The sequence below is a fragment of the Marinococcus sp. PL1-022 genome (assembly GCF_033845285.1).
In the GTDB taxonomy this organism is placed as follows: Bacteria; Bacillota; Bacilli; order Bacillales; family Marinococcaceae; genus Marinococcus.
Genome location: NZ_JAWXCX010000001.1, coordinates 689,135 through 709,909, shown reverse-complemented (window position 1 = coordinate 709,909; position 20,775 = coordinate 689,135). Strand labels below are relative to the sequence as shown.

Sequence of the window (20,775 nt, the reverse complement as noted above, 5' to 3'; positions counted from 1 at the left end):
CGCCTCACTCTCGTAACAGAGTAAGGCGCTTCATTTCGTTTGGGTAATACTGGCACAGTATTTTAGTTAGTTATAAATGTACATAATCTGTAAAGGGATGTCAACTATAATACACATACATAGTCCTAATTAATTAACTATTTGTGGAATTCATATTACATTTTTTTCTATTTAATTGATAATTCCGGCACCTATCACAAAAGAAACACCCACCGAGATAATAAAAGAAATGATTCCCACTGCACGGTTATCCCTGCTGATTTCTTCATCCACCTTAAACATAGGAGTAAGAAATTCAAAAATTAAATAGCTTAAAATCAATAATACAAAGCCATAAAAACCCCATAAAAGCATAAACAGAATGCCGTCGTTATGCATGATGGAATAATGAAGAATGTTGGAAACCCCAAACAGTTTCCCCCCGGTCGCCAGAGCGACAGCGATATTTCCTTTCTTGATTTCCTCCCAGTTGCGGTAAGGAGTAATAATTTCAAATATCCATAGAAAAATTACCAGGGAGAGTACAGCAACGCTGAAGTTGCCGGCTGTATTTATAAAAGCATTATTCATCCACACATCCACGTGCACCCCTCCGCTTACTTAAGTTCTGCCACCGTGTTACCGATGCCGCCTTCATTCATTCCGCCATCCCTGGTGGATTTTACGCTGGGATGATTTTTTAAATATTCTTTCACACCCTTGCGAAGAGCCCCGGTGCCTTTTCCATGGATGATATGGACTTCCCGGTAACCGGCGAGCACCACTTCATCGAGGTATTTTTCAAGACGCTGTACGGCATCTTCGTACCTTTCACCGCGCAGGTCCAGTTCAGGCTTCGCCGGTGCCGCTGTAGAAGTCGTAGCTGTCTGACGCTTCGGTTCTTTGGCGGGCTCTGATTTAAGCTTTTCCATTTCTTCAGGCTTCGCTGTCATTTTCATGATACCGAGCTGCACCTGAAATTCCTTGTCATTTACCTTTTCAACAATGTGTCCCCGCTGCCCGAAGCGAAGCACCTTCACTTCATCTCCCACTTCAAAGGTACGTTCCTTCTGGGCTTTTTGTTTCACCTGTTTCTGCTTTTTAGTCATCGCTGGCGCTGCCTGTTCCATCTGTCTGCGGGCTTCGATCAGGCGGTGTTCTTTAATTTCCGCGCCTTCCTTCTGCATCTCCTTTAGTTCGGCAATAATTTCTTCGGCCTGGGCTTTAGCCTTATCGACTTCGCTTTTTGCTTTCCCTTCCGCGTTTGCAATAATCTGATCCCGTTTTTGCAGCACTTCATTCCAGGCAGTGTTCAATTCCTGCCAGAGTCTGGATGCTTCCTGCCGCAGTTCATCTGCCTCCTGCCATGCCGATTCTGTTTCTTTTCTTTGTTCATCCAGAGAAGCAATCATCGTTTCGACCTGCTTTGTATCTGTGCTCATTTCTTTTTCCGCATTGGAGATAATAGAATCCGGCAGGCCAATCTGTCTTGAAATAGCAAACGCGTTGCTTCGGCCCGGCACGCCTACGAGCAGCCGGTAGGTTGGCCTCAATGTTTCCACATCAAACTCGACGCTTGCATTCATGACGCCTTCGCGGTTATACGCATATCCCTTTAGTTCACTGTAGTGGGTCGTCGCGATTAACCTGCCCCCGGCGTCCTGAACATAGTCCAGAATACTGACCGCAAGAGCTGAGCCCTCTTCCGGGTCAGTCCCGGCACCAATTTCATCGAAAAGCACGAATGACTCATTGTCCACCTGCTTGACAATATCTACAATATTCGTCATGTGGGAAGAAAACGTACTTAAGCTCTGCTCAATCGACTGTTCATCCCCGATATCGGCAAACACCTTCGAAAACACAGCGGCCTCTGCTTCTTCTTCTGCGAGAACAAACAGCCCTGACTGGGCCATGAGCGTCAGCAGACCGGCTGTTTTAAGAGTCACGGTTTTACCGCCAGTGTTGGGCCCGGTAATGACAAGCGTACCAAATTCTTCTCCAAGCTCCAGGTCAAGCGGCACCATTTCTTCCGGGTCAATGAGCGGATGCCGCGCCTCCATGAACCGGAATCTCCCTTCATTATTCAGCTCGGGCTGCACCGCTTTCTGGTCTCTTGCATAGTAGGCCTTGGCAAACGTGAAATCAAGCTCGGTCAGCGTATTCATATTTACCAGAATCTCTTCCCCGTCTTCAGCAATGTACGAAGACAGCTCCTGTAGAATACGCTCAATTTCCCGCTGTTCTTTCAGCCTTGCCTCCCTCAGTTCGTTGTTCATCGAAACCACCGCCTGCGGCTCAATGAACAGAGTAGCCCCTGTTGAAGACTGGTCGTGGACAATGCCGCCAAAGGACGAACGGTATTCCTGCTTCACTGGCAGCACATACCGGTCATTACGTATCGTTACGATGGAATCGGACAGGCGTTTTTGCTGGTCCGGCGACCTGGTATACTGTTCAAGCTTTGAACGCACCGACGATTCGAGGCTTCTCATCTGCTGCCGGAGTCCGCGCAGGGCGGAGCTTGCGCTGTCGAGAACCGCCCCGTTTTCATCTATACAATCACGGATTTGCTTTTCAATCTCCGGAAGCGCAACTATCTGCCGTACCAGCCCCTCAAGCAGCGGAAGATCGACCGTTTCCTCTGTCATGTCCAGAATAAATGACCGTATCCGGCGGCCCGCGTATAATGTGTCCGAAACCTCTGTAAGCTCGCCGGCGTTCAGCATGCCGCCGATTTGTGCGCGGCGCACGTGGGCATGGATCTGACGGATGCCGCCGAGTGGCGCCTGGCCCCGAAGCCGAATGACTTTAGCCGCTTCTGCGGTAAAGTTTTGTGCTTCCTTCGCTTCTGCGAGCTCCCGGTATGGCTGCAGCTGTTCAATCCGTTCTTTGGCAAGAGTGGAGCCGGCATGAGCCTGCAGCTGCTCTTTCATTTTTTCGTATTCCAGCACACGGAGTGTTCTATCATTCAACAATGCTCACCTCTTTGATTGTTCTATTGTTTCTTACGCTTCAGCCATTCTTTCAGCTGCTCCGCTGTCATCGTGTTTATGACCTGTTCCGGCTGCAGAAGTGCTTTTTTGGCAATGGATATGCCCACATCCATGTGATTAAGCATGCCGGGATTATGGGCGTCCGTGTTGATTGCAATACAGACATTATGCTCAGCAGCTTTTCTCAGCCAGTCGGCCGAAAGATCAAGGCGATTGGGATTGGCATTCAGCTCCAGAGCCGTGTTCGTTTCGCCCGCCCGCTTCATCAGCCGGTCTACATCTACTTTGTATCCGCCCCGACGTCCTAAAAGTCTTCCCGTTGGATGGGCGATAACGTTCACTTCCGGATGCTCCAGAGCCTGCTCCATCCGGTTCATAATTTCTTTTTCCGTCTGGGAGAAGGAGGAATGGATGGAAGCAATGACGACATCGAGCTCTTCAAGAACTTCATCCTCAATATCAAGCATTCCGTCCGGCCGGATATCCATTTCAATACCGGCAAATAGTTTAATATCTTTTTCTTCTTCTCTGATTTTTTGTATCTCTTCTATCTGCCTGCGGATTCTTTCTTCATCCAGTCCATGGGCAATGCGGAGGTATTTGGAATGATCCGTAAGAGCCAGCCATTCATAGCCGTGCTTCTTCACTTCCTCCACCATCTCGCGGATGGAAAGAGAGCCATCGCTCCACGTCGTGTGCATGTGAAGGTCGCCGCGGATGTGTTTCTTTTCGATATATGGATACGACTGACGGAATTTATCCGTTTCATCTCTGCCCAGGCGTGCTTCGGGAGGAATAAAGTGCAGGTTAAAGTGGTCGTAAAATTCGGCTTCATTCTGAAACGTTGTTTTGTGTCCATGCTGGTCTTCAATGCCGTATTCACTTAATTTTTCATTTCGTTCCTTTGCCAGCTGGCGCATTTGTACATTATGGTCTTTCGAGCCGGTGAAATGGTGCAGGGTGCTCGCAAAATCTTCTTCCTCCACTAGGCGAATATCTACTTGAACGTTATATTCCCCTTTAATTTCAACGCTGACCTTGCTAGTACCATCGTTAATAACCTTCGTTACTTCGGGCATTTCCACCAGCTGCTTACGGACATTTTCGGCATCTTCCACACTCATAATATAATCCAGGTCCTTCACCGACTCTTCCACCCGGCGCAGGCTGCCCGCCCGTGCATACCGACGCACCCCTTTCACAGCTTCCAGGGACGCTTCCAGCTTTTCGGCCATTTCCAGCATATAGGCAATTGGCAGCCGTTCCGGACGCTTGCCTTCTTCCGCGAGTGCTTCGAGTATTTTCTGCTCGGTTTTAGCCCCAAAGCCTTCGAGATTTTGTACCTCATGGGTTAAACAGGCCTGTTCAAGCGAGTCCCGGTCCGTTATGTCCAGCTCCTGATAGAGCTTCGACACTTTTTTTCCGCCGAGTCCGGGAAGCTTCAGCAGCGGGATCAATCCCTCCGGCACTTCTTCTGTCAGCGTCTGCATCAGTTCTGTTTCCCCGTTATTGTCCCGCCATTCCTTTATCAAAGCCGCTGTTCCTTTTCCGATGCCCTTTAAGCTGCCTGCATCATCAATTTCACTCAATGAACGCTCATCATATTCAAGCGCCTGAGCCGCTTTACGGTAGGCAGAAATTTTAAATGGGTTCTCACCCTTAATTTCCATATATACAGCGATTGTTTCCAAATGGCCAATAAGATCTTTTTTATTCATGCTACTCTCCTCCACATGTCAGCTTTAATCATGTTAGGCATTCTTTTTTGAGTATAACGGGAGTTAATAATTCTGTCTAAGCCCACGCCGCCGGAGTGAAGACATAAAAACAGACTCCCCTGTGAAACGCAGGGAAGTCAGCCTTCATTCTCTATTGGGCCGTCCATGCTCCCGGGGTCTGCCGGCATGATTTGCTCGTACCAGCCGGAAAGCCATGGGGTTTCATGTAATATAAAACTGGCGACTGCCGAATTGTTTACTACCGGCTCAAGAGCCGGAAACGGCATCAGCATAGCTGCAGCCAGCACAACGAATAAAATCACGTACGCCTCCAGCACCCCAAGCACACCGCCAAGCCAGTAATTGATCGTTCTAAGCACCGGCAGCCTGGCGATGCCGCCTGCTGCTCCGGTTAAAAAGCCGGCGATGATGCGGGCGGCGATAAATAAAAGAAGAAAGGCAATCGAATAATAAAACAAGCTGCGGGTATCAAAAGCAGCAAGAAAGGTCCCTTCTGTCTGCTGGCCGAATGGGTAGGGGATCCATTGTTCTAAAAACTGTGCCACTTCTTCATAGAATAAAAACGCAACAATAAACGCTGCCACCAGACTGACCAGGCGAAGCAATTGATGAACAAAGCCTCTTTGAAGCCCTGTAAAAAAGCTTCCGATTAAAATCACAACAAGCAGAACGTTTATTACTATTTCCATAGCCATTATCCTTCAGAATCTCTGTCCTTGTTTACTTCTTCTTTGAGTTTGATATAATCATCCACTACGTTTAAAGCTGTCAATACCGCCAGGCGGGTCGTATCCAAATAAGGATTGTATGCTTTATACTCTTTCATTCTTTTATCTAAATAATTGGCGACCTGATTAATATGCGAGGGTTGTTCATCACCGACAATCGTGTACTGCTGGCCGTATATTGTAACCGTAGTGCGTTTTTTACTTTGATCATCAGCCACGTCTTCCGCCCCCTGTTCTTGAATGTGCCTTTACCTTAATAGTAACAGAATAAAAAGGCTCTGAATATCTTTCCCTGTACAGGCCCTTTATTAAACCGGAAGATGCCCGGCAGCTGTTTTACTGCCTGAGCTCTGCCCCAGTTTTTTCTTCAAGCATGCGAAGCACCTGGTCGTGTGCGGAGCTGACCTCTTCATCCGTTAATGTTCTTTCCGGATCCAGATACACCAGGGTGAACGCCAGGGATTTTTTGCCGGGCGTCAGATTCTCGCCCTGATAAACGTCAAACAGGGAGGTGCTGTACAGCGTGCTTCCACCCGCGGACTCAATAACCTCTTTCACTTCAGCTGCAGGCACATTTTCGTCCACTACGATCGCGATATCACGGGTAGTGGAAGGGAACCGCGGCAGTGTGTGGTAACGAACCGGCGTTTCCACCGCCTGAAGCAGGGAGGTTAAATCAACCTGCAGGGCATACGTTTCAGCTATATCCCAGTCACCCGCCGTCGTTGGATGAATCTGGCCGACATATCCCACTGTCTCTCCGTCGAGCAGTATATCTGCGGTACGGCCAGGGTGCATATCACTGCGCTCTGCCAAAGCAAACGAAGCACGGCTTTCTACGTGCAGCTCCTCAAGAATGCCTTCAGCAATTCCTTTCATCACATAAAAGTCTGCATTTTTCGTTTCCCCCTGCCACAGATGGCTTTCCCATCTGCCGCTTACTACTGCAGCAAGCATAATGCGTTCTTCCGGCTGCACAGCAGCATTCGCTTCTTCGGAAAGAAACACCGAGCCCATTTCAAACAGGGCGATATCCTTCGTCTGACGGTTGCGGTTATAGCTGACTCCTTCAAGAAGCTGCGGAATCAGGCTCTGTCGCAGTACTCTGCGGTCCTCGCTCATCGGCATGGATACTTCCATCGTATACTTTTCCGGGTAAAGCGTGAAACGTGACGCTGAGCTGACGGTCGTCAGGGAATAGGTGACAGCTTCACTCAGCCCGGCACTTTCTAAAAAGCGGCGTACTGTCCGCTTTCTTTTCTGCTCGGCGGTCAGGCTTCCGGCGGTCGTAGCCCCTTTAGGCAGCGTACTCGGAATATCCTGATAGCCATGCATCCGCGCGATTTCTTCTGCCACATCCTCTTCAATATGAATATCCGGACGGCGGCTTGGAATGTACACTTCGATACTGCTCGTTTCCTTGTCAGCAGTCTGAAAGCCGAGACGTTCGAGAATACGCACCATCTCTGAACCGCTGAGCTCCATTCCAAGCAGCTGGTTGATACGGCGGTCGCTTACCCGCACCCATCTGCCGCCTGGCTCCCGGTGGTCCTCCTGCTCGATGCCCTGAAGCACAGAGGCACCCGCATATTTGGCGAACAAGTGGGCCGCCCGGTCCGCTGCCTGCTCCACTCTTTCTGTGTCGAGCCCCCGCTCGTACCGGACGCTTGCGTCGCTTCGTATCCGCGTATCCTTGGACGCCTGGCGGATCAGGGACGGATGAAACAGAGCTGCTTCAAGCAGAATATTTGTTGTCTGATCGTTGACCTCCGAGTGCTCTCCGCCCATCACTCCTGCGAGAGCTGTCGGCTTTGTGCCGTTGGTTACAACCAGATGCTCTGTCGAAAGGTGGTGCTTATTGCCGTCGAGCGTCTGTATTTCTTCGTCTTCAAACGCTCTTCGCACAAGCACCTGGTCAGAGCCGAAGGCGTCAAAATCAAACGCATGCAGCGGCTGCCCGTATTCAAGCAGCACATAGTTGGTAATGTCTACGACGTTGCTGATTGGCCGGATGCCTGCAGCCATCAAACGGTTCTGCATCCAATACGGAGACGGCTTCACCTGAATATTTTCAGCGACTCTTGCTCCGTAATAAGGAGTATCCTCCCCGTTTTCGATTTTCACATTGACCGCTGCCGAGGCAGGCTTTTCGCTTTCCTGTACCGAAGTTACGGGGAGCTGAACGGTCCGGTCCAGCTGGGCCGCTACTTCATAGGCGACGCCGAGGATGTTGAGACAGTCGGCACGGTTTGGCGTAATGTCGAGATCCATTACCGTGTCGTCCCAGCCAAGAGCTTTTACCGCATCCGATCCCGTTTCCGGCTCCTCATCAAAGACGAAAATACCTTCAGCCACGTGTTTAGGAACCAGTTTAGCTTCCACACCGAGCTCCTGGAGAGAGCAAATCATACCGTTGGATTCCTCGCCGCGTATTTCCGTTGCTTTAATTTCCATGCCCCCGGGCAGCACGGTGCCCGGCTTTGCCACTACGACCTTCTGTCCGGCTGCCACGTTGTCAGCTCCGCAGATAATCTGCACAGTTTCTGCTCCCTGATCCACCTGGCAGATGTTTAAATTATCCGCATCCGGATGCTTTTCGGCTCCGGTAACGTATCCGACGACACAACCCTCAATCGGCTCGGCACGCCGGTACAGGGCGTCTACCTCCACGCCTCCCGTAGTCAGACGGTCAGCGATTTCTTCGGGAGTAATATCTTCAATATCTACATAATCTTTCAGCCACTTATATGAGATCAACATGTCTGCATTCTCCTTCTATACTCGAGTGAATTGTTTTAAAAAGCGCATATCGTTCGTGTAAAAATGCCGGATATCGTCAATGCCGTATTTCAGGAGGGAGAAGCGCTCCACTCCCATTCCAAAGGCAAAGCCGCTGTAGACATCCGGATCAAAGCCGCTCATTTCCAGCACGCGTGGATGCACCATTCCGCACCCGAGTACTTCAATCCACCCGGTATGCTTGCAGATGCGGCAGCCTTCCCCGGCGCAGATGCCGCACGAAACATCAAGCTCTGCAGACGGCTCGGTAAACGGAAAGTAGCTCGGGCGGAGGCGGATTTCTCTTTCCTCTCCGAAGTATTTTTTCACAAATGTTTCGAGTACCCCTTTTAAATCACTCATCCGGATATTTTCATCAACCATCAGCCCTTCGATTTGCATAAACTGATGGGAGTGAGTAGCATCATCGTCATCCCGGCGGTAGACCTTGCCCGGGCAGATAATTTTTACCGGTCCTTCGCCGTGGTGGCGTTCCATCGAGCGGGCCTGCACCGGCGACGTCTGCGTACGCAGCAGCAGATCACTGCTGACATAAAAAGAATCCTGCATATCCCGGGCCGGATGGTCCTTTGGCAGATTCATCGCCTCAAAGTTATAATAATCGGTTTCGACCTCCGGTCCTTCAGTCACTTCGAATCCCATGCCGATAAAGATATCTTCAATCTCCTCCACCACGCTCGTCAGCGGGTGCTTCGCCCCGCGCTGAACTTTACGTCCCGGAAGTGTTACATCCAGCGTCTCTTTATTAAGCTTTTCCTTTAATGCTTCATCGGCAAGCATTTTCGTCTTTTTCTCCAGACGCTCCTGAATGGCTTCACGTACTTCGTTTCCTTTTTGGCCAACAACGGGGCGCTCCTCCTTGGACAGCTGCCCCATCCCCCGGAGCACTTCCGTAATCGGGCCTTTCTTCCCTAAGTATTTTACTCTCACCTGCTCCAATTCTTTTGTATCGCCAGCTTCTTCAATCTGCTGCAGCGCTTCCTGCTGCAGCTCCTCCAAGCGTTCTATCATATCCTGATTCCCTCCATTTTTATGCCAAATAAAAAGAGCCCTCTCCCTGAAAGGGACGAAGGCTCGCGGTACCACCCTTGTTAGCTGCAGTGCACAGCTCACTTTCCTGTAACGACAGGTTCCGGCACGCTTTTCTTCCACAGGGAATACTCCAGCGGCTGCTCCGAAGCGAATTCACAAATCCTTACTGTAAGGTATTTTCAGTCAGCGATACCTTTTCCCTGTCCAGCAGGAAGCAATGCTACTACTCTTCATCTGCGCATTTGTGTTTATATGTTTCAACATGCATTATTATAGAAAAAGCCCGGCCCGATTGCAACCATCACCAATCTGTCTGCTTCAAATGATACAGGAGGATACCGGCAGAGACAGCCGCATTTAGTGATTCTGCCTGTCCCGGAATCGGAATGTACAGGTTTTGGTCGGTCCGCTCGAGCCATTTCTTTTGTACACCGGCTCCTTCATTGCCAATAATCAACGCGAAGTAAGGCTGCGGCTCAAGCGCCGAATACGACGTTCCTTCTTCCAGTGAGGTCCCAAAGCACGGAATGTCCGTTTCCTGCAGCCATTCCAGCCACTCGCCCAGATCCTCCTGCAGAACCGGTACATGAAACAACGAGCCCTGCGTCGCCCTTACAACCTTTTCGTTGTATGCATCCACTGTGCCTGTGCCGAGAACGACCACGCCCTTTCCAAGCGCATCCACCGTCCGGATAATCGTTCCCAGGTTACCCGGGTCCTGTATGCTGTCGACAAGCACAAAAAAAGAATATCCACCGCTTCTCACATTAGAAAATTCAGGAATTCTGCATACGGCTACGATATTTTTCGGTGTTTCCGTCGAACTGATTTCTTTCATCACGCTTTCTGTGACTTCTGTCGCCGGTGTTGGTATTTCATTAAAAACCTGCGGCCATTCTTTATGCTCTTCGATAAAAATTTCTTCAATCCAGGCCTGCGAACGCACAGCTTCTGTCAGCGCATGGTCTCCCTCAATTAAAAAAAGCCCTGCTCTTTCCCGTTCCTTACGTTTATGAAGTTTCTTTATCTCTTTTACTTTCGGGTTTTTTGTCGATTCTATCCGCTTCACTTCACTGTCTCCCTCAGTATTTTCTCTCATCGTAGCACATTTTGGCCCGGCACAGAAAGAAAATAAACAGCCCTTCCATCCATTGTGGACAGAAAGGCTGCGTTTTTATCCTTCGTACGTTAATGACTCTACTGTGTCGCGGTCTAAACGCTTTGCAATTTCTACGATTAACTGCACGGCATGCTCAAAGTCATCCCTGTGAAGAATAGCTGCATGCGTATGAATATAGCGGGTCGGAATCGTAATGGCCATAGCCGGTACTCCTTCACCGGACAGGTGAATAGATCCTGCATCTGTGCCGCCGTTTGCCATCATGTCAAACTGAAAAGGAATTTCCTTTTCTTCAGCCACACCGACAACGAAATCACGCAGCCCTTTGTGTGCGATAACGGAGGCATCCATCATAAGAAGCTGTGGTCCTTTACCGATTTTCGCTCTGGCGTCATTACTTGTGACACCCGGCGTATCCCCGGCAATGCCTACATCGACCGCAAATCCGATATCCGGCTGAATCAGGTTGGTTGCTGTTTTCGCTCCGCGCAGTCCGACTTCCTCCTGCACAGCCCCGACACCGTAAATTTCATTCGGATGGGATTCGTTTTCGAGTCGCTTCAGTACCTCAATCGCGATAGCACAGCCAATACGGTTGTCCCAGGCTTTCGCCATCAGTAATTTTTCATTGTTCATCACTTCAAAATCACATACCGGCACGACTGAGTCCCCAGGACGCACGCCGAATGACTCTGCTTCTTCCTTACTTGAAGCACCGATATCGATGAACATATCTTTAATTTCCATCGCCTTCTTACGCTGCTCCGCCGGCAGAATATGTGGCGGCTTCGAGCCGATGACGCCGGTAATGTTTCCTTTTCTCGTCATTACCTTCACCCGCTGGGCGAGCATCACCTGGCTCCACCATCCCCCGAGGGTCTGGAATTTCAAAAAGCCATTCTCATCGATTCCCGATATCATAAAACCAATTTCGTCCAAATGCCCGGTAATCATTAATTTCGGGCCCCCGGCCTGGCCGGTTTTTTTAGCAATCAGACTCCCCAGCCGATCAGTGCTCATTTCATCGGCGTAAGGAGAAATATACTGGGTCATCACTTTTCTTGGTTCCTGTTCGTTCCCCGGAACGCCGTTTGCGTCCGTGAGGTCCTTTAGCATCTGCAATGTTGAATCTAATTCTGCCATTTCATGCTGCCTCCTTTATGTACGGTTGTTTTACACACACATGCAAAGGGAAAATATTATTAATGAGCCGCATTAATATTTTCATCAGTACAAGCGTTGTGGTGCGGGTTCTTCCATATTCAGTATAAAGAACTTTGCCGCAGGGCTCAAACATAATCTATCATACCCGGGAACCTGTGAAACTTTTTAATATACTGTTCGTATATATTAGAAATGACAAGGCTTATGTGCGCTTAATCCGATAGATGCAGAGGAGGGTGTAAAGATTGGGTATTCTTTTGCGGGTGCTGCTGTTGATCGCGCTTGTTATTATCATATACTCGTTTTGGAGATACTGGAATAATTCAAGAAGAAAACTGGAAGCAGCCCACCATAAAAAACAATTCTATCTGCTTGATGACCAGCAAAATGTACGGAAAAATCTACTGGCTACCCACAAAGGCGTCATGTTTGAAGGCGAAAAATACGTAGGTACAACCGAAAAAGCATTTGAAGTGGTTACTATTTCGCTCTGGGTGATTGAAAGCGAGCATTTGCGTGGCTTTCAGCGCGAGGATTTCACCTTTCTCGAACGGGAAATTCTTTCACTTTACCCGGAAGCTGCCATCGAGTGGAACAGTCCGGTGAAAGAGTTCATGCAAAAGCTTGAAGCAACACAGCCGGAAAAACATTAAAAAGCGGAGCGCCCGTAATGAGGCGTTCCGCTTTTTGTTTAATTATAAGTTTGATTTCGCTTTTTCAGCAAGCTCTGCAAATGCTTTTTCATCATTTACTGCAAGATCTGCGAGCATTTTACGGTTCATTTGGATACCGCCCTGCTTCAGGCCATGCATCATGCGGCTGTAGGATAAGCCGTTCAACCGCGCTGCTGCGTTAATGCGTGCAATCCACAGCTTACGGAATTCGCGCTTGCGCTGGCGACGGTCCCGGTAAGCATACTGCAGGGACTTCATTACCTGTTCCTGTGCTGTTTTAAACAGTCTGTGCTTAGAACCTCTATACCCTTTCGCGAGTTTTAATACTCGTTTACGTCTGCGACGTGCCACATATCCGCCTTTTACTCTTGGCATCGTCAACCCCTCCTTAGATTATCTCAATTATTTGACCGTGCTTATTTTTTCGTTTTCGGCAGTAGTGTCTTGATACGCTTGTAGTCGGACTTGGAAACAAGCTCCGGCTTACGAAGGTTACGCTTTTGCTTTTGGGATTTATGCGAAAACATATGGCTCGTGAATGCGCGTGCGCGTTTTACACGGCCGCTTCCTGTTTTGCGAAAACGTTTTGCTGCTCCGCGGTGAGATTTCATTTTTGGCATAAGTGACATCCTCCTTTTTTAATATAACGGAAAAAACCGCTGTCTATTCTTCTTTGCTGGATTCTTCTTTTTGTTCCCGTTCCTGCTCCGCTTTTGGAGCGAGCATGAGGAACATGCTGCGGCCATCCATTTTCGGCTTCGTTTCGATCGTACTCACGTCTTCACATTCTTTGGCAAACCGGTCAAGTACTTCCTTACCGATATCAGAGTGTGTGATCATACGACCACGGAAGCGGATAGCTGCTTTCACTTTATCGCCTTTGGACAAAAACTTGCGTGCGTTACGCAGCTTTGTATTAAAGTCGTGTTCTTCAATGCTCGGGCTCAAACGAACTTCTTTCACGTTGATCGTTTTTTGCTTTTTCCGGGCTTCTTTATCTTTTTTCTGTTGTTCAAAACGATATTTACCGTAATCCATAATACGGCAGACAGGCGGTTTCGCGTTTGGAGCAACAAGAACAAGGTCAAGGTTTTCTTTCCCGGCCAGCTCTAAAGCTTCGTTTCTTGATTTTACTCCAAGCTGCTCTCCGTTAGCGTCGATGAGTCGAACTTCACGGGCACGGATGCCCTCGTTTACCTTTTGGTCCTTACGAATAATAAGCCACCTCCAGAAATTTAGTGCGCGGGGCTTCCACGCAAATACATACCATTGGCACAACGAAAAAACGTGCAGACACCCTCTGAAACAGAGAAGCGCCCACACGTATATAGAATATATGATCTACACATTCAATATATTGATAATAACCAGCCAACGTTTGTCGGTCAGGTGAGAAGCGGGCGCTTCTTCTTTAGGGATTAATTATTTTCACACTAGGATATCTTAGCACGTGCCTATTAGGACGTCAACCACTTTAACGATATTCATTAATAGCCGCTGTTACATTTTCCACAAAATCATTCAGCGGCTGTGATTGTGAATCCTGCTGACCGTATCTGCGTACATTTACGGCATTTGCTTCCTGCTCTTTGTCGCCAAGCACAAGCATATAAGGGATTTTCTGCGTCTGGGCTTCCCGGATTTTGTAGCCGAGCTTTTCATCCCTCGTATCCACTTCCACCCGGACATCTGATGCCTGCAGCGCCATTTCCACTTCTTTCGCGTAGTCGAGATGAACGTCAGGCGAAACCGGTATAATTTTCACCTGAACAGGAGAAAGCCACGTCGGCAGAGCGCCTTTGTATTCTTCAAGCAGAAAGGCGATAAAGCGCTCCATCGTGGACACAATACCCCGATGGACTACTACCGGACGATGCTCGCCTCCGTCACTTCCAACATACGTGAGATCAAAACGTTCAGGAAGGTGGGTGTCGATCTGGACGGTGGAGAGCGTCTCTTCCTTGCCCATCGCTGTTTTTACCTGGACATCGAGCTTCGGGCCGTAAAATGCTGCTTCCCCTTCTGCTTCCACATATTCAGCGTCAATCGCATCCATCGCTTCCTTCAGAATACGCTCGGAATTTTCCCACATCTGGTCGTCATCCACGTATTTTTCTTTATCCTCCGGATCCCGGTACGAAAGCCGGAAGGTGTAATCCTTAATGCCAAAATCATGGTAGACTTCACGGACAAGCCGCACTGCACGGATGAATTCATCCTTCAGCTGATCCGGGCGGGCAAAAATGTGACCATCGTTTAATGTCATCGCCCGCACGCGCTGCAGGCCGGCAAGCGACCCGGATTTTTCATAACGGTGCATCGTTCCGAGTTCTGCGATGCGGACCGGTAGATCGCGATAGCTGTGCTTTTTATTTTTATAGACCATCATATGGTGCGGACAGTTCATCGGCCTAAGCACGAGGGTTTCATTGTCCATTTCAATCGGTGGAAACATATCATCCTGATAGTGGTCCCAGTGGCCCGACGTTTTATACAGCTCGGAGGAACCAAGCACTGGCGTATACACGTGATCATAGCCGAGGCGTACTTCTTTATCTACAATGTAGCGCTCAATAATCCGACGGATTGTGGCACCGTTTGGAAGCCAGAGCGGAAGCCCCTGTCCGACTGTCTGACTTGTCGTAAATATGTCGAGCTCTCTGCCGATTTTACGGTGATCGCGTTCTTTGGCTTCTTCGAGCATTTTCAAATGATCATCAAGCTGGGACTGCTTTTCAAAGGCGGTGCCGTAAATACGCTGCAGCATTTTGTTATTGCTGTCTCCGCGCCAGTAAGCCCCGGAGATGTTCATCAGCTTAAACTTTTTCAGTTTGGATGTCTGCGGTACATGAACGCCGCGGCATAAATCGACAAATTCTCCCTGCCGGTAAAGCGCGATCTGTTCTCCTTCAGGGATATCTTCAATTAATTCCAGCTTCAGCTCGTCGCCAAGCTCTTTAAAAAAGCGGACTGCTTCTTCCCTGGACACTTCCTCGCGAATAATTTCCAGATTCTCATCAATGATTTTATTCATCTCTTTTTCGATTTTAGGAAGGTCTTCCGGCGTCAGTTGGTGCGACGTATCAATGTCATAATAAAACCCGTTTTCAATCACCGGGCCGACACCAAGCTGCACGTCATCAAACAGGCGCTTCACCGCCTGGGCCATTGCGTGCGCGGTGCTGTGCCGGAGCACTTCAAGGCCTTCCGGAGACTGGTACGTAATGATTTCAATCTGGCCATTCTCCCTTAGCGGAGTGCGGAGATCCACCATTCTTCCGTTGATTTTTCCTGCCAGTGCGCTCTTTTTCAGGCCTGAGCTGATACCTCCGGCTACTTCTTCTGTCGTTGTGCCGATGTCATATGATTTTTCGTTCCCATCTGGAAATATGAGCGTGATTGTTTGTTCTGCCATTGTGGTTTTGTCCTCCTTTTATAACTGTAATAAACCAAAAAACACATAAAAAAGCCCGCCCCTCGAAAGGGGCGGGCTCAGCCGCGGTTCCACCCTAGTTTCCGTCCCAAGCGCAGAGACGACTCTATCCGGGTAACGGCCGGGGGCCCGCCGGCAGATACTGCTGTTCCCTGCCGGAGCTCCGAGGGGGTAAAAATAAAACGGTTCGTAGAGAACTTCCAGCCCTGGTTCTCTTCTCTGGGACGCCTGTTTTATTTTCATGTCCTCATCCTTGCATTTTCCTTTTCGCTATTTCAGCATAGCGAAAAGCTTCTTATCATGCAACCTGTAGTTAGTTTTGCATTACAAAGTCTTTTTCGCTGTTTTCTTCTCCTTCAAACACACGGAGTGTATGGTACTTCGTATTCCGCTGCGCCGGCGTGTAGCCTGCTTCCCGTATCAAACGAAGAATCCGGTTGATGTTCACTTTGTGTGTGGTACCCGCTGAAGAAACAACATTCTCTTCCATCATGGTGCTGCCAAAGTCATTACAGCCGTAGGAAAGAGAGCGTTTGCCTGTCTCTGGTCCTGCTGTTACCCAGGAGGACTGGAAGTTCGGGATGTTGTCCAGGAATAAGCGTGAAATGGCTACATTCCGGAGGTAGCCTTCCGGTGTAATACGCTCGCCTTTCATGCTTGTGTAATCCTGCTGGAAGGTCCAGGATATGAAGGCCAAAAAGCAGTTGGATTCGTCCTGGGCCTCACGAATGCGCCACAGGTGTTCTGCCCGCTCTTCGTTTGATTCGCCAAAGCCGATAACCATCGTTGCCGTGCCGTGCATACCAACCTCTTTAGCCATTTTCATGCAGTCGATCCACTGATCGGCCGTGCATTTCAAGCGGCTGATCCGTTTTCTCGTCTTCTCTGTGAGAATCTCGGCACCTCCGCCTGGAAGCGAATCCAGACCAGCTTCGTGAAGAGCCGTTAATACCTCTTTTAATGACAGACCGGAAACCTCCATCATTTTGTACACTTCTGCCGGCGTAAACGAGTGCATCGTCACGTCTGGGAAATGGCTTTTAATTTTTTTAAGCAGGTTTGTATAGTATTCAAATGGGAGATTCGGGTTGGTCCCACCCTGCATTAGAATCTCGTCTCCTCCAACATCCTGAAGCTCTTTAATTTTCTGCAGAATCTGGTCGTCCGAAAGAAGGTAGCCCTCTTCCGATCCCGGCCGGCGGTAAAATGCACAGAAACGGCAGAAAGTATCGCAGACGTTTGTGTAATTGACATTACGTCCTATGTTAAAGGTGGCAACAGGCTCCGGGTGCCAGCGTTTTTTTATTTCATCCGCGGCAGCTCCCATTTTCTCTATTTCATCACTTTCATATAAGCGCACAGCGTCGTCCATTGTCAGTCGTTCTCCGTTTAATGCCCGTTCCAGTATTCCATCAATGCTCATTGTATACCCTCCAGAAAATTCCTTTATGGCGCTCGCATGAAAATATCGCGAATCCAACCCATTTTCTGCATGCTGGGCGCTATTATCATGGTAGCATATTTATTTGTATTATACACTTAGAATGGCCTCTGTATTTCCAATTATCCCCGACGGTTCTGTCCGTCCATAAATACTTCCTCTGTGAACGGGCGGATGCGCTCCATGATACGCTTTGCTTTCAAACGCTCGTTACCGCCTTTCTGGGAATAGGTCAAATGCTCTTCAAGTTCACTGTAATCATAGTTGGACGTATAGACAGTAGGAAGCTTTTCCATCATCCGGTACTGCAGAATAACGCCCAAAATATCGTCCCTTGTCCAGGCGCTCATTGATTCGGCTCCAAGGTCATCGAGTATGAGTACCGGTACACCTTTAACACTGTCGACCTTTTCCCGCACCGTATTATCCGATAACGATTCTTTGATTTCCCGGAAAAAGTCCGGCACATGTACAATCATCGAGCCGATGTTTCGCTCCGCCAGTTCATTCATAATAGCTCCCGCAATATACGTTTTACCAACTCCGAACTTTCCGTACAGGTAAAGTCCTTGTCCGTCCTCCCCGGGCACGGTGGCCGATGCAAAGTGAAGTGCCGCAGTTCCGGCCTTCGCTCTTGATTCATGGTCCATATCCACCTGATCAAAGGAGGCGTGCAGTATCTCCTTTGGAATATAATAGCTTTTAATAAGTGCCTGTCTTTTTTTCTTTTCATCATCGTGTACCTTTAATGAACAACGGTGATAGGCAACCGTCACTTTTCCTTTGTCTTCCATCAATTCGGGCTGGTACCCCTGCATCAGGTTTGGGCAGTTTTCAAGTCCCGGACAGGCATCGCAGTTGCTGCGCTCCCGCTTATATTCAAATAAAGCTGCTTTGTTTTTTTCGTATTCTTCTGCCGGTATATGCGGATGGCGGCGCTTGAAATCGATAACTCCCGGATAGGCAAATACTTCTTTTTCCAGCCTTGCCATCCGCTCCTTCCAATCCTTATCCATCCATCTGTTCAACGAGGATCCGATCGAATCCATCCAGCGGCCCCCTTTCTTTTAACGGTTTGCTCTTTCCCGTCGTTCCTTCAGCATTTCTTCAAAGCGCTCTCTTTCCTTCGACAGCTGCTCATCCTGGGTGGTTTTTTCAGCTTCAGCCGGTGAATTCTTCACCTGCTCTTCCTTTTCCATCCATTTAGGCAGCCTGTCGTTTCGGACATAGCCCTGCTGCCGTTTATTTGCATAATTGTTTTTAGGCGCCGTGCGTTCCTGGGCCTGCTTGTGTTCTTCCTTCGCAAGCTTCATGGCATCCTCTACGGTATGTACTTTTTTCCTTGTCCACTGACCGGCGATTTTATATACAAGCGCCTTGCTTAATTTCATATTATTTTTCTGCATCACATAATCCGTCAGCACGTTCACCACGCCCGGTGATAAACGGTAGCTGAATAAAAGCTCCTCCACGAGATGAATATCGGACTCCGGCACAGTCGCTCCTCCAGCAACCGAACGAAGAAACGTCACCGGGGAGGTCTGTTCATAAAACTGCTTCATCTGCTCCTGTTCGGACACAGGGCGGTCCTTTGCCGGCGCTGGTTCCTCCCGTTCTGTACGGTTTCCGAGTGCAGGCGGAGCTGCTCCGTGCTCCATGCGGTAATGGTTTTTTGCTTTTTTACGCAGATCTTCTATATTCACTTCGTCGTCCGCTGATAAGGACTCCTGAATTACTTTTCCCATATCAATTGGCGAAAGCTGATACACAAAAGCAAGCCGGCGGACGGTCTGCTGCAGCGATGGCGTTAACAGCCGGGCAGCGTCGAGAAAGGATGGGAGCGAAGCTTTCAGCAGCTCCATATCGAACCCGTCCTCTTCAAGCTGCAGACGCGATGGTTCACTGCCGCCGATAAACTCTGTGTCTTCATCTGCCGGAGGCGGTTCGGAGGCCATCTCCGACGCATGCAGAGAAGCAAATACTTCATTGAACGAAGCCGTAATTTCTTCAGCTGCTTCGGGCACAGCTGAAATGCCAAAGCGCTGGCGAAGCTGAATATATTTACTCTTTCCAAGCCGGTTATATAAAAATACGCTTAAAACATCATCCTGAAAAAAAGCCCGCGGCGACATGGGCGGCTGGATATCGTATACAAATGTTTTATCCTGGGACTGGGTTTCTAATTCGTAAACCCTTAGAAGCCCGATGCCCTCAAGCAGGCGGCGGGCAGCGTAAATTTCATTTAAAGGCATCTGCAAAAAAGCCATCAGCTCATGATGGGTGGCTTCGGAGCTTTCATAGCAGTCCTTTTCCAATTTATTCTGCAGAGTCTGGTAGAGAGCGATCGCTTTGCTTCCGACTAACGGCTGGTAGAGCATAGACATCGTTTTATCCGTGCTCTCGCTGAATTCTTTACTTGTGCGAACGTAGTACCCGTCCACCGGTTTGACTTCCATCCAATGCAGACTCAAAGCGCCGCCCTCCTTTTTATGATTTTGATGAATCCTCTTTGTTTTCTTTATCAATCAGCTCTTTTAATTCGTTGATGAATACATTTATATCACGAAACTGCCGGTAAACAGAAGCAAAACGGACGTAGGCGATTTCATCAATATCCGCGAGCTCTTCCATGACAAGCTCTCCGGCTTCTTCACTTTTCACTTCTGTCCGTCCCTCTTCCCGAAGTTTATTTTCCACCCTCGAGACAATGCCCTCGAGCGTTTCCATTGGAATCGGCCGCTTTTCACAGGCCCTGATCAAGCCTCTCAGCATTTTTTCCCGGCTGAATTCCTCCCGGTTCCCATTTTTTTTCACTACGACAAGCGGGAGTTCTTCCACAATTTCAAAAGTGGTAAAGCGGTGGTGGCACGTATCACACTGACGCCGGCGCCGGATGGAACGGCCTTCATTGCTCGGCCTCGAGTCCAATACACGTGTGCCATTGGAGTAGCATACAGGGCATTTCATTATTATCATCTCCAATTTGATGGGCGGTCTCTATTTTTATTGGTTCTATCATATCACATTCGTTCCTTGCGGGAGGATGACAATTTGTGTATTTCTTTGAATCTATTCCGCTGCCGGAAATAAAAAACCGTTCAAGCACAGGCAGCTGCTTGAACGGTGTTCGTATGCGCATTATAGGGCGTTTGCTTCCGGACGCTCTACACGGATAGGGCCTGTTCCGCGGGGAATTTCTATCGTTTCTTCCGCTTCGGCACCGAGTGAACCGGCAATATATTTAGCCGCCGTGTTCGGGTCAATATGGTCCCCGCACGTATAAACATCGATGCTGGCATAGCCGTGTTCCGGAAAACTGTGAATCGTTAAATGAGATTCTGAAATAATGACGACTCCGCTTACACCCTGCGGAGCAAATTTATGAAAAATCACTTCTCTTATCTCAGCGCCTGCTTTTAAAGCGGCGTTTACAAAGATACGTTCGATTGCATTTACATTGTTTAAAGTTTCTTCGTCACAACCCCAAAGCTCGGAAATGACATGGCGTCCCATTGTTTCCATGGTACGTTTCCCCCTTTGTTTCTTTTTATTACATCATTAGGTCGCTGTGTTTTTATCGGCCCGTCACGTTTTAAAGGCTACTCTGGGGGAAAGTTAGTCCAATTTGGCACTAACCCTTGCAGTAACCGTTGGTATACCTGTATACGCC

The 20,775-nt window shown here is 48.8% G+C and carries 19 protein-coding genes and 1 other annotated feature; of the genes, 1 reads left to right on the top strand and 18 read right to left on the bottom strand.

What is annotated here, in order from left to right; all coding sequences use genetic code 11:
- Positions 1-171: 171 nt before the first annotated feature.
- From SIC45_RS03585 to SIC45_RS03545, 9 genes are all read right to left on the bottom strand, one after another.
- The gene (locus SIC45_RS03585; protein ID WP_298784475.1) at positions 172-570 is read right to left on the bottom strand and encodes a DUF350 domain-containing protein; all 399 of its coding nucleotides are present in this window, start codon (positions 568-570) and stop codon (positions 172-174) included.
- A 26-nt stretch (positions 571-596) separates the two neighbouring features.
- Positions 597-2,954, bottom strand: coding sequence for an endonuclease MutS2 (locus SIC45_RS03580; protein WP_319631095.1), 2,358 nt, complete (start codon positions 2,952-2,954; stop codon positions 597-599).
- A gap of 23 nt (positions 2,955-2,977) precedes the next feature.
- On the bottom strand, positions 2,978-4,693 hold the full coding sequence (polX, locus tag SIC45_RS03575) for a DNA polymerase/3'-5' exonuclease PolX (protein WP_319631094.1): 1,716 nt from the start codon (positions 4,691-4,693) through the stop codon (positions 2,978-2,980).
- A gap of 137 nt (positions 4,694-4,830) precedes the next feature.
- A complete protein-coding gene (locus tag SIC45_RS03570) occupies positions 4,831-5,403 on the bottom strand; it encodes a CvpA family protein (RefSeq protein ID WP_319631093.1) in 573 nt (190 codons plus the stop codon).
- 5 nt (positions 5,404-5,408) lie between these two features.
- Positions 5,409-5,660 carry a cell division protein ZapA gene (gene zapA, locus SIC45_RS03565; RefSeq protein ID WP_298783518.1) on the bottom strand — a complete coding sequence of 84 codons (252 nt, stop codon included), beginning with the start codon at positions 5,658-5,660 and terminating at the stop codon, positions 5,409-5,411.
- A gap of 118 nt (positions 5,661-5,778) precedes the next feature.
- Positions 5,779-8,202, bottom strand: a complete 2,424-nt coding sequence (gene pheT / locus SIC45_RS03560; RefSeq protein WP_319631092.1) for a phenylalanine--tRNA ligase subunit beta — start codon at positions 8,200-8,202, stop codon at positions 5,779-5,781.
- Positions 8,203-8,217: 15 nt separating this feature from the next.
- Complete coding sequence (pheS, locus tag SIC45_RS03555; RefSeq protein WP_319631091.1) at positions 8,218-9,252, bottom strand: phenylalanine--tRNA ligase subunit alpha; 1,035 nt, start codon at positions 9,250-9,252, stop codon at positions 8,218-8,220.
- Between the two features lie 322 nt (positions 9,253-9,574).
- Positions 9,575-10,342 (bottom strand): RNA methyltransferase, encoded by a 768-nt coding sequence (locus SIC45_RS03550; RefSeq protein WP_319631090.1) that lies wholly within the window; start codon positions 10,340-10,342, stop codon positions 9,575-9,577.
- A 105-nt stretch (positions 10,343-10,447) separates the two neighbouring features.
- Positions 10,448-11,536, bottom strand: coding sequence for a M42 family metallopeptidase (locus SIC45_RS03545; protein ID WP_319631089.1), 1,089 nt, complete (start codon positions 11,534-11,536; stop codon positions 10,448-10,450).
- Between the two features lie 266 nt (positions 11,537-11,802).
- Here SIC45_RS03545 and SIC45_RS03540 point away from each other — a divergent pair, with 266 nt between their 5' ends.
- Positions 11,803-12,210 (top strand): sigma-w pathway protein ysdB, encoded by a 408-nt coding sequence (locus SIC45_RS03540; protein WP_298783509.1) that lies wholly within the window; start codon positions 11,803-11,805, stop codon positions 12,208-12,210.
- Positions 12,211-12,252: 42 nt separating this feature from the next.
- Here SIC45_RS03540 and rplT read toward each other — a convergent pair whose 3' ends face one another.
- The 9 genes from rplT to speD form a co-directional block, all read right to left on the bottom strand.
- Entirely contained in the window at positions 12,253-12,606 is a 354-nt protein-coding gene (gene rplT / locus SIC45_RS03535; protein ID WP_298783507.1) for a 50S ribosomal protein L20, read from the bottom strand.
- A gap of 41 nt (positions 12,607-12,647) precedes the next feature.
- Positions 12,648-12,851: a 50S ribosomal protein L35 gene (gene rpmI, locus SIC45_RS03530; RefSeq protein WP_022793119.1), complete on the bottom strand. Its 204-nt coding sequence runs from the start codon at positions 12,849-12,851 to the stop codon at positions 12,648-12,650.
- Positions 12,852-12,894: 43 nt separating this feature from the next.
- Positions 12,895-13,509 carry a translation initiation factor IF-3 gene (gene infC / locus SIC45_RS03525; protein WP_245558588.1) on the bottom strand — a complete coding sequence of 205 codons (615 nt, stop codon included), beginning with the start codon at positions 13,507-13,509 and terminating at the stop codon, positions 12,895-12,897.
- Positions 13,505-13,649, bottom strand: a sequence feature (ribosomal protein L20 leader region). Its footprint overlaps the gene before it by 5 nt.
- Before the next feature lie 56 nt (positions 13,650-13,705).
- Complete coding sequence (gene thrS / locus SIC45_RS03520) at positions 13,706-15,646, bottom strand: threonine--tRNA ligase (RefSeq protein WP_319631088.1); 1,941 nt, start codon at positions 15,644-15,646, stop codon at positions 13,706-13,708.
- Between the two features lie 331 nt (positions 15,647-15,977).
- Positions 15,978-17,087 carry a cyclic dehypoxanthinyl futalosine synthase gene (gene mqnC / locus SIC45_RS03515; RefSeq protein WP_091614809.1) on the bottom strand — a complete coding sequence of 370 codons (1,110 nt, stop codon included), beginning with the start codon at positions 17,085-17,087 and terminating at the stop codon, positions 15,978-15,980.
- 140 nt (positions 17,088-17,227) lie between these two features.
- Positions 17,228-18,154 carry a primosomal protein DnaI gene (dnaI, locus tag SIC45_RS03510; RefSeq protein ID WP_298783493.1) on the bottom strand — a complete coding sequence of 309 codons (927 nt, stop codon included), beginning with the start codon at positions 18,152-18,154 and terminating at the stop codon, positions 17,228-17,230.
- An 18-nt stretch (positions 18,155-18,172) separates the two neighbouring features.
- Positions 18,173-19,576: a replication initiation and membrane attachment family protein gene (locus SIC45_RS03505; protein ID WP_319631087.1), complete on the bottom strand. Its 1,404-nt coding sequence runs from the start codon at positions 19,574-19,576 to the stop codon at positions 18,173-18,175.
- Between the two features lie 16 nt (positions 19,577-19,592).
- Entirely contained in the window at positions 19,593-20,072 is a 480-nt protein-coding gene (gene nrdR, locus SIC45_RS03500; RefSeq protein ID WP_022793114.1) for a transcriptional regulator NrdR, read from the bottom strand.
- A 171-nt stretch (positions 20,073-20,243) separates the two neighbouring features.
- Entirely contained in the window at positions 20,244-20,627 is a 384-nt protein-coding gene (gene speD, locus SIC45_RS03495; protein ID WP_022793113.1) for an adenosylmethionine decarboxylase, read from the bottom strand.
- Positions 20,628-20,775: the final 148 nt, after the last annotated feature.

Coding starts and splice junctions, on each gene's coding strand:
- SIC45_RS03585 (WP_298784475.1), bottom strand. CDS start 570: ATGAATAATGCTTTTATAAATACAGCCGGCAACTTCAGCGTTGCTGTA.
- polX (WP_319631094.1), bottom strand. CDS start 4,693: ATGAATAAAAAAGATCTTATTGGCCATTTGGAAACAATCGCTGTATAT.
- SIC45_RS03570 (WP_319631093.1), bottom strand. CDS start 5,403: ATGGAAATAGTAATAAACGTTCTGCTTGTTGTGATTTTAATCGGAAGC.
- pheT (WP_319631092.1), bottom strand. CDS start 8,202: ATGTTGATCTCATATAAGTGGCTGAAAGATTATGTAGATATTGAAGAT.
- pheS (WP_319631091.1), bottom strand. CDS start 9,252: ATGATAGAACGCTTGGAGGAGCTGCAGCAGGAAGCGCTGCAGCAGATT.
- SIC45_RS03545 (WP_319631089.1), bottom strand. CDS start 11,536: ATGGCAGAATTAGATTCAACATTGCAGATGCTAAAGGACCTCACGGAC.
- rplT (WP_298783507.1), bottom strand. CDS start 12,606: ATGCCAAGAGTAAAAGGCGGATATGTGGCACGTCGCAGACGTAAACGA.
- rpmI (WP_022793119.1), bottom strand. CDS start 12,851: ATGCCAAAAATGAAATCTCACCGCGGAGCAGCAAAACGTTTTCGCAAA.
- thrS (WP_319631088.1), bottom strand. CDS start 15,646: ATGGCAGAACAAACAATCACGCTCATATTTCCAGATGGGAACGAAAAA.
- mqnC (WP_091614809.1), bottom strand. CDS start 17,087: ATGAGCATTGATGGAATACTGGAACGGGCATTAAACGGAGAACGACTG.
- dnaI (WP_298783493.1), bottom strand. CDS start 18,154: ATGGATTCGATCGGATCCTCGTTGAACAGATGGATGGATAAGGATTGG.
- nrdR (WP_022793114.1), bottom strand. CDS start 20,072: ATGAAATGCCCTGTATGCTACTCCAATGGCACACGTGTATTGGACTCG.
- speD (WP_022793113.1), bottom strand. CDS start 20,627: ATGGAAACAATGGGACGCCATGTCATTTCCGAGCTTTGGGGTTGTGAC.